The following is a 6,831-nucleotide window of genomic DNA, read 5'->3' on the forward strand; positions in this document are numbered from 1 at the left end:
ATTAAAACCACGTTGGCAATGATGCCTGGAATAAAAAATTCACGATCATCGAGGTTAGGATTAAACCAGGCGCGATATTCCACGTTGACGGGAGGACCCTGTTCCTGCCCTGATAGCATATGGTGTCTAATCACTTCGCTTAACTGGCCAACCACGAGAGCGGCACTATTGGAGTCTGAACCATCGGCGATCAACTGGATAGCACCGGACTGTGCAGAATGCCGGCGCTCGTAATCATATGGAAACTGTAAAATTGCACGCACTTCGTTACGAATCATGGCATCACTTGCCATACGCATATCCGGAAAATAATGTAAATTGAAATGACCTGTCGCATCAATGGACGACAACACGGCCCGGGAAGATGCCGCGCGTGACGCATCCACAACGCCTACATCAGCATATTTCACATCGAAAGTCGCAGCATATCCGAATAATAATAGCTGCACGATAGGCGGTACAATCACAAAAAACCGCATCTTGGGATCGCGTAACAGGTGCAGAAATTCTTTTACCAATAATGCACGCAGTCTGGACCAACTGTGAAAAAACAGATACTTCAGCCCTGTTTGTATAGCATGCTCTTCTGTCAAAGCAGTAATCCCAGTTTTTTCACGCGCACAAAGGTAATGCGTGCCAGTAGCGCAAGTATGATCGACAAAATCAGTACTTCCGACCAAAGCACGAAAGGCGAAACACCTTTTAGAAAAATAAGTTTGGACAATGTAACGAAATACCGCGCCGGAACTATGTAAGTAATATACTGCAGCACCGTTGGCATGTTTTCAATGGCAAACACAAAACCTGATAACAGGAAAGCCGGCAAAAATGTACTGACCATGGACATCTGGCTCGCCAGCATCTGATTACCTGCGGCAATGGATATCAATGCGCCCTGTAGCATAACAACCAGTAAAAACAGGCTGGCTACCAACACCAGCTCAAACAGCGAACCTCGCAATGGCACATCAAAAACATACACCGCAGCCAGTGTCGCAACCGCAAGATCCGCCATGCCAATAAGGAAATAAGGAAAAAGTTTACCCACCAGGAATTCACCACGTGTCAGAGCCGTGGTACGCAGCATGACGAGATTGCCTTGTTCCATCTCGCGCGCTATGGTTAATGATGTCATTAAAGCGCCTATGACAGCCATAACAATCGCGATAACGCCAGGCACAATGGCCAGACGGCTTTCCCTGGCTTCGTTAAACCAGGTGCGGTCCTCCAGTTGAATGGGCGGCTGCATTCCGTTCTGGATTAGATAGTCATTAATTAATGCCTGGGTGTAATTGCGTATCAGGCGCGCGGTATTCGCATCCACTCCATCGGTAATGAGTTGCAACTGCGCATCATGATTCAGCATAGCCCTGGAAAAACTCGCAGGGATAACGATGACGCCCCATACATCACCCTGTTGAATTGCATCGCGTAGCTGGTCGCGGTTGATAAAATAGTGCGTCACCTGAAATGCGTGGCTGGCATCCAGGTGCGCGGCAAGCTCATTGGCCAGTCCATCCCGGGATTCCTGGAACACACCGATTGGCGCTTCTGTAATATCCAGTCGAATAGCGTATCCAAACAGGAATAACAACATGGTAGGCATTAACAGTATTAACGCCAGGCTACGCGGATCGCGAAACAAATGCCACCATTCTTTACGTGCCATGGCACGGATATGCTGCATTCTCATGACGGCTTCTCTTTACTAACATCTTCGAGCAGGGCAATAAACACATCCTCAAGCTCTGCAGTTGTCACCTGCAATTTGTTAATTGCTACCTGGTGTAATCGCGCCAGGTCATTAATTCCCTGTATCACTTTCTCAACGTTCGATCCTGCTTGCAGACGGATACGAAGCTCACCGCCATGAGGTATTACTTCCTGGACCTGGGGAATCTTCTTTAAAAGTTGCACACATCGCTTGCAGTCTGGTGCATTTAATTCAAGCAGCGTGGTTTTTAACGGGGTTTGTTGCAGATTCTGCGGTGTATCTTCCGCGATAACTCTGCCGGCATGCATGAGCGCAATACGATCACAGAACAGGGCTTCATCCATATAATGCGTGGTAACCAGAATACCGATCCCGGCATCGGCAAGATCATAAATCAGTTCCCAAAAATGCTGCCTGGCGGCGGGATCAACTCCCGATGTAGGTTCATCAAGAAACAGCACTTCGGGCTCATGCAATAACGCAGCGGCAAATGCCAGCCTGCGCTTGTAACCCAGCGGTAACTCCTTTGCCAGTACGCTTTTGTGTGGCATTAAGCTCAGGTGTTCGAGCGCCCATTGAATGCGTTGTTTTTTACGCTTACCGTTTACGTTATACAGTCCCGCCTGCAAATTCAGGTTTTCTATTACCTGCAGATCACCGTATAACGCAAAGCGCTGCGAAACATAACCGATACGACTGCGCGCATGCCTTGCATTACGGACCATATCAACACCGGATATCGAGATATGTCCTGAGGTCGGCGCGAGAGTGCCGCATAACATCCGAATGGTGGTGGTCTTTCCAGCGCCATTAGCACCAAGCAATCCAAATACTTCTCCACGCTGCACGGATATGTTGACATGGTCTACCGCCGTAAACCGACCAAAGCTGCGTACCAGTTCAGTGGCACGAATCACCGGGTCATGTACAGAACCTGCATGAGCACTCTGTAAGCCACTACGCATCCAGGTGCTCCGCTAACACCAGACCACGTAACGTGGCATCGTGTAAGGATACTGTTAAGGACTCAACTTGCAGGTTATCAGCAAGCTGTCGCAGTGAGTTCCGGAAACTTTCTAATGAGCAGCTTTTATTTAACCAGACATTCAGTCGTAACCCCATGGGAAACGCCAACTCGACACCCGACAGGTTTTTAATTTCATTTCGATAGCGGCGTACATCATCCCCAAATACTGCCACCAGGTAGGCATCATTCTGTTGCGCCAGTTGCTCAGGTGTACCCTGCCGGGTTAACTTACCCGCTTCCAGCAAGCCAACCCGGTCACATCGTTCCGCTTCATCCATATTGGCTGTTGCGTAAAGAATGGCAACACCTTCAGCCCTGACATTATCAATCAATTCCCAGAACGCTCGGCGTGAAAGTGGATCAACGCCCGTGGTGGGCTCATCAAGAAACATGACTTTGGGTTCGTGTACCAGGGCGCATGCCAGGGCAAGCTTTTGCATCATGCCACCCGACAGGTTACCCCCGCGGCGGCTTTCGAAACCTTTCAGGCCGGTACGCTCTAATAAATCGCGAATTTTGCGCTCGGCCTGTAAAGCTGCCAGACCATGTAAATCGGCAAAAAACGCCATATTTTCCTGTACTGACAAATCCGGATACAAACCGAAACCCTGAGGCATATAGGCTATATCATCACGCAACACAGGATTGCTGGCGTCATTATCCAGTACTTTCATATAGCCGCTATCCGGTATTAACTGGCCGACAGCCAGCCGCAAAATGGTGCTTTTACCGGCGCCATCAGCACCGACCAGGCCATAAATTTCCCCGGCGTAAACTGTCAGGTTTATGTCGTGCAGAATGGTTTTATGTTGATAGGCAAAGTCTAGAGCACCGGCTTCGATTACCTTGTCTTTCATGACTGACTGGTTTCTAAAATCACATCAACCGGCATGCCTATCTTAAGAATACCGTCTGGATTTTCCACTTCGACTTTAATACGATAAACCAGGTCGACCCGTAGCGCTTTGGTCTCCACAGTTTTGGGTGTAAATTCTGCTACCGGTGAGATAAACGTCAACTGACCGGTGAATGTTTTGTCCGGCATCCCGTCAATCTGAATTCGCGCTTCCTGTCCAACTCGCACTTTTCCAAGTTGGGTTTCATTGATATAGGCGCGAATCCAGGGTTTAGCCGTTTGTGCAACACGTACAATTGATTGCCCTGGCGCTACCACCTCACCCGCCTCGCTTAAACGAACTGTCACCATTCCAGTCACCGGGCTGACGAGTCTGGCATAAGCAAGTTGTTGTTTGTTCAGCTCATTGGCTTCCGTGCGGGCAATAAATTCCTGCTCGGCACGTTGAATATCTTCCTGACGCGGCCCCTCCCTGAGCAGACTCAGGTTTTGCTTTGCCTGCTCAACGCTTGCCAGTGCAACCTCGTATTGTAACTGTACCTGTTCCAGTTGTTCCGCCGATGCCAGTTTTTTGGGCACCAGGAAACTCACCCGTTTAACTTCCGCCATTGCATAGTTCAACTGTGACTGCGCCTTTTGCAGATCGGCTTCCGCAACGCGCAACTCCTGGGTACGGGTTCCTGCTTTTAGCGCATCAAGATTTGCCTGTGCAGCGTTTGCCGTAGCCGTACTTTGTTGCAATGCCAGTTGTAGATCAGTGGGGTCGAGGACTGCGACGAGATCACCCTGCTCGACCCAACGGCCTTCATTTGCATCAAGTTGGGCAATGCGGCCACCAACCTGAAAGGATAAATCGACTTCTCGTGCCTCCACTGTGCCTGACATAAGGACCTCTCCGGCACCGTCATTGCTATCTAAATCGCACCCAGCCAGAATCAGCGTTGCCAGTATCAATACAACAATAATCTGGATAAAGGATCGGTGTAAGTGCGGTATTGTACAACTGCCAAATCCAGCAATGTTCGACATGAATTTAAAAACCTGTGTAAATTAAAATAAATTAACAATATACCTTGATTACTATAGATACGATTTTGTCCTAAATCATGTTAATAGCAATTGGACAATAAGACTACACAAGCCTGAGTGACGTCATCACATTACCCAGATAGTTCATTCTTTTACATGGATATAGATAAAAATAGCTGCCACCACAAATACAGGAATACCTGTCACAACGAGCGCATTTCCGTGAACAATAAAAATATCATTGTATAGAAAATAATAGCCGACAAAAAAACATAGAAATCCAATAATCGCAAGGACGATAGCAGTCCAGTAAAAGTTGTTAGACCATTTCATACGCCTGCTGCTTTTTTACTAAAAGTTACGATATCTGCTCTCGATTTACATTTATATACAGTCGCTCAGTTCTGTAAAATTTATTAGAAACTAGTCGAGCTCAATGGTGTAGAATAAATCAGCACCCTGTTGCTCACTGCTGGTTTCAGTTTTAAGCACCCAGCGATTGGTAAGATTATATTCAATCCGGAAGGTATTCACCGCCTGTCCGACTCCCATCACGTATTCCGCATATAACCTGGGATTCAGATAAGCGCCAACCAGCGGTTGTTGCGTGGCAGCATCCGTGGTAATTCTTATATTCTCGATATCAATTCCTAATTTAGTCGCGATCTCATTCGCGAGAATTTCGCCGCCAATTAAACCTATGGAGCTGGCAGCAGTAGATAACGTAGACCCATCTTTTTCCGTTGCCTGGTTCATGGGATATCCCAGGATCATATACGATAAAATATCTGACTGATCCATTGCGGGTTCAGAATACAATTCCACTTTGGGGTTTTGCGCCTGGCCCGTCACGTTTACGCCCACCTTAACCTTTACATCCTGACGGTCAATATTTCGCACGGCCTGTATTGCCACGATGGGATTATCAATAGGACTATTGGCAAATGTTAGCAAACCAGTTTCAATGGATAACTCCCGGTTATAGGCGGTAAATTTCCCCTCCTCAAACCTGATTTCTCCGCGACCCGTTGTTACGCCACCCGGCACTTCGCGTACCAAAACTTCACCGCGCAATCGACCACTTGCTCCAAATCCTTCTATGCTAACTTCATTTCCCAGTGTTATTTTGAGCTCTGCATCTAGCGCCAGCTTTTTACGGCCCTGATCACCTGCAATATCTGCATCAACAATTACCACATCTGTAGATGGCGACACCGTTGAAGCAGATTGCATCGCCTGAATTCTGGCTCGCGGTAAAAGTATATCTCCTTCTAATCTCATAACGTCATTGTTAACTATCGCAGTCACTGCAGGCGATATTTCCATTTCAAATTCCGGGGTTTTGGTCGCGAGGAAATCATTCCCTTCAATATGTAATTTCGCCAACAGGTCATCACCCAGATAATTCAGCATCTCGCCTTTGAAGGTAATTTTTCCTTTTCCCGAAGATGCTTCACCAGTGACTTTTATATTGTTCTTTTTATCGGTCCTTGCTTCGGCCCTGACATCTTGCAATTCTATTCCTAAACGTGGCAACGTTACTGATTTGGCAGCAATATCAGTTCGCCCAACTATTACTGGATGACCTATTGAACCGCTAATGACATACTCACTGTATTTGTGGCCGTCGATGTACTGTATATCGGGATAAATTAGCGGCAGTACGGTTAAGTTTTTCAAATCGACCACTACTCGTCCATCGATCAGTTGCGATGTATCTATTTCACTTAATGTGTGTTTATTTTTTAACGTCGCCTTTATGTCAACTTCGCCCGTTTCGCGCAGATCAACTTTGGAGATAATCGTAATTCCCTGCTTGTCATGCGAAATATTCGCTCGTAATTGCCGATAGTCAAGCTTCTGTTTCTCGCCGGCTGGCAAGCCAAATTCCACCTTACCCATGTCACTCACCAAACTGGCATGAAAGGTTTTTATAACGTCCTTTTGAAAATCGAAATTTGCTGATCCATTTACCAGACCTCGCACTGAAATTATCTGTGGTGGAAAGTATGTTTTAAACGTTTCTACCGGCAAATCTTTTATATTGATAGCACCACTCCAGGATTTCAGGTAGTCAGAATCAACCTTGAGACAAACATGAGCATCCGCGTTGACAGGTGTTAGACAATAGTAGTCTACCTGCAAGCGAGAAGCAGCGACTGCTATATCGCTAGGCGCCTGTTGTTCCCAGTCTCCAAACTCGGC

General features: G+C 47.1%; 7 protein-coding genes. All 7 read right to left on the reverse strand.

Going from position 1 to position 6,831, the window contains the following annotated elements; genetic code table 11:
- A partial coding sequence (locus ACWVCM_RS14285) for an ABC transporter permease (RefSeq protein ID WP_455202434.1) occupies nucleotides 1–593 on the reverse strand: 593 nt, incomplete at its 3' end.
- Nucleotides 590–1,693, reverse strand: coding sequence for an ABC transporter permease (locus ACWVCM_RS14290; protein WP_455202435.1), 1,104 nt, complete (start codon nucleotides 1,691–1,693; stop codon nucleotides 590–592). The genes ACWVCM_RS14285 and ACWVCM_RS14290, both read right to left, overlap by 4 nt.
- Complete coding sequence (locus tag ACWVCM_RS14295) at nucleotides 1,690–2,679, reverse strand: ATP-binding cassette domain-containing protein (protein ID WP_455202436.1); 990 nt, start codon at nucleotides 2,677–2,679, stop codon at nucleotides 1,690–1,692. The genes ACWVCM_RS14290 and ACWVCM_RS14295 overlap by 4 nt, the downstream gene beginning before the upstream one ends.
- The gene (locus ACWVCM_RS14300; RefSeq protein ID WP_455202437.1) at nucleotides 2,672–3,598 is read right to left on the reverse strand and encodes an ABC transporter ATP-binding protein; all 927 of its coding nucleotides are present in this window, start codon (nucleotides 3,596–3,598) and stop codon (nucleotides 2,672–2,674) included. Before ACWVCM_RS14300 ends, ACWVCM_RS14295 begins: the two co-directional genes overlap by 8 nt.
- Nucleotides 3,595–4,626 carry an efflux RND transporter periplasmic adaptor subunit gene (locus ACWVCM_RS14305; RefSeq protein ID WP_455202438.1) on the reverse strand — a complete coding sequence of 344 codons (1,032 nt, stop codon included), beginning with the start codon at nucleotides 4,624–4,626 and terminating at the stop codon, nucleotides 3,595–3,597. Before ACWVCM_RS14305 ends, ACWVCM_RS14300 begins: the two co-directional genes overlap by 4 nt.
- A gap of 144 nt (nucleotides 4,627–4,770) precedes the next feature.
- Nucleotides 4,771–4,959 (reverse strand): hypothetical protein, encoded by a 189-nt coding sequence (locus ACWVCM_RS14310; protein WP_455202439.1) that lies wholly within the window; start codon nucleotides 4,957–4,959, stop codon nucleotides 4,771–4,773.
- A gap of 90 nt (nucleotides 4,960–5,049) precedes the next feature.
- On the reverse strand, nucleotides 5,050–6,831 hold a 1,782-nt coding region (locus ACWVCM_RS14315), incomplete at its 5' end, for a translocation/assembly module TamB domain-containing protein (protein ID WP_455202440.1).

It is taken from the genome of Kaarinaea lacus, from assembly GCF_975902315.1.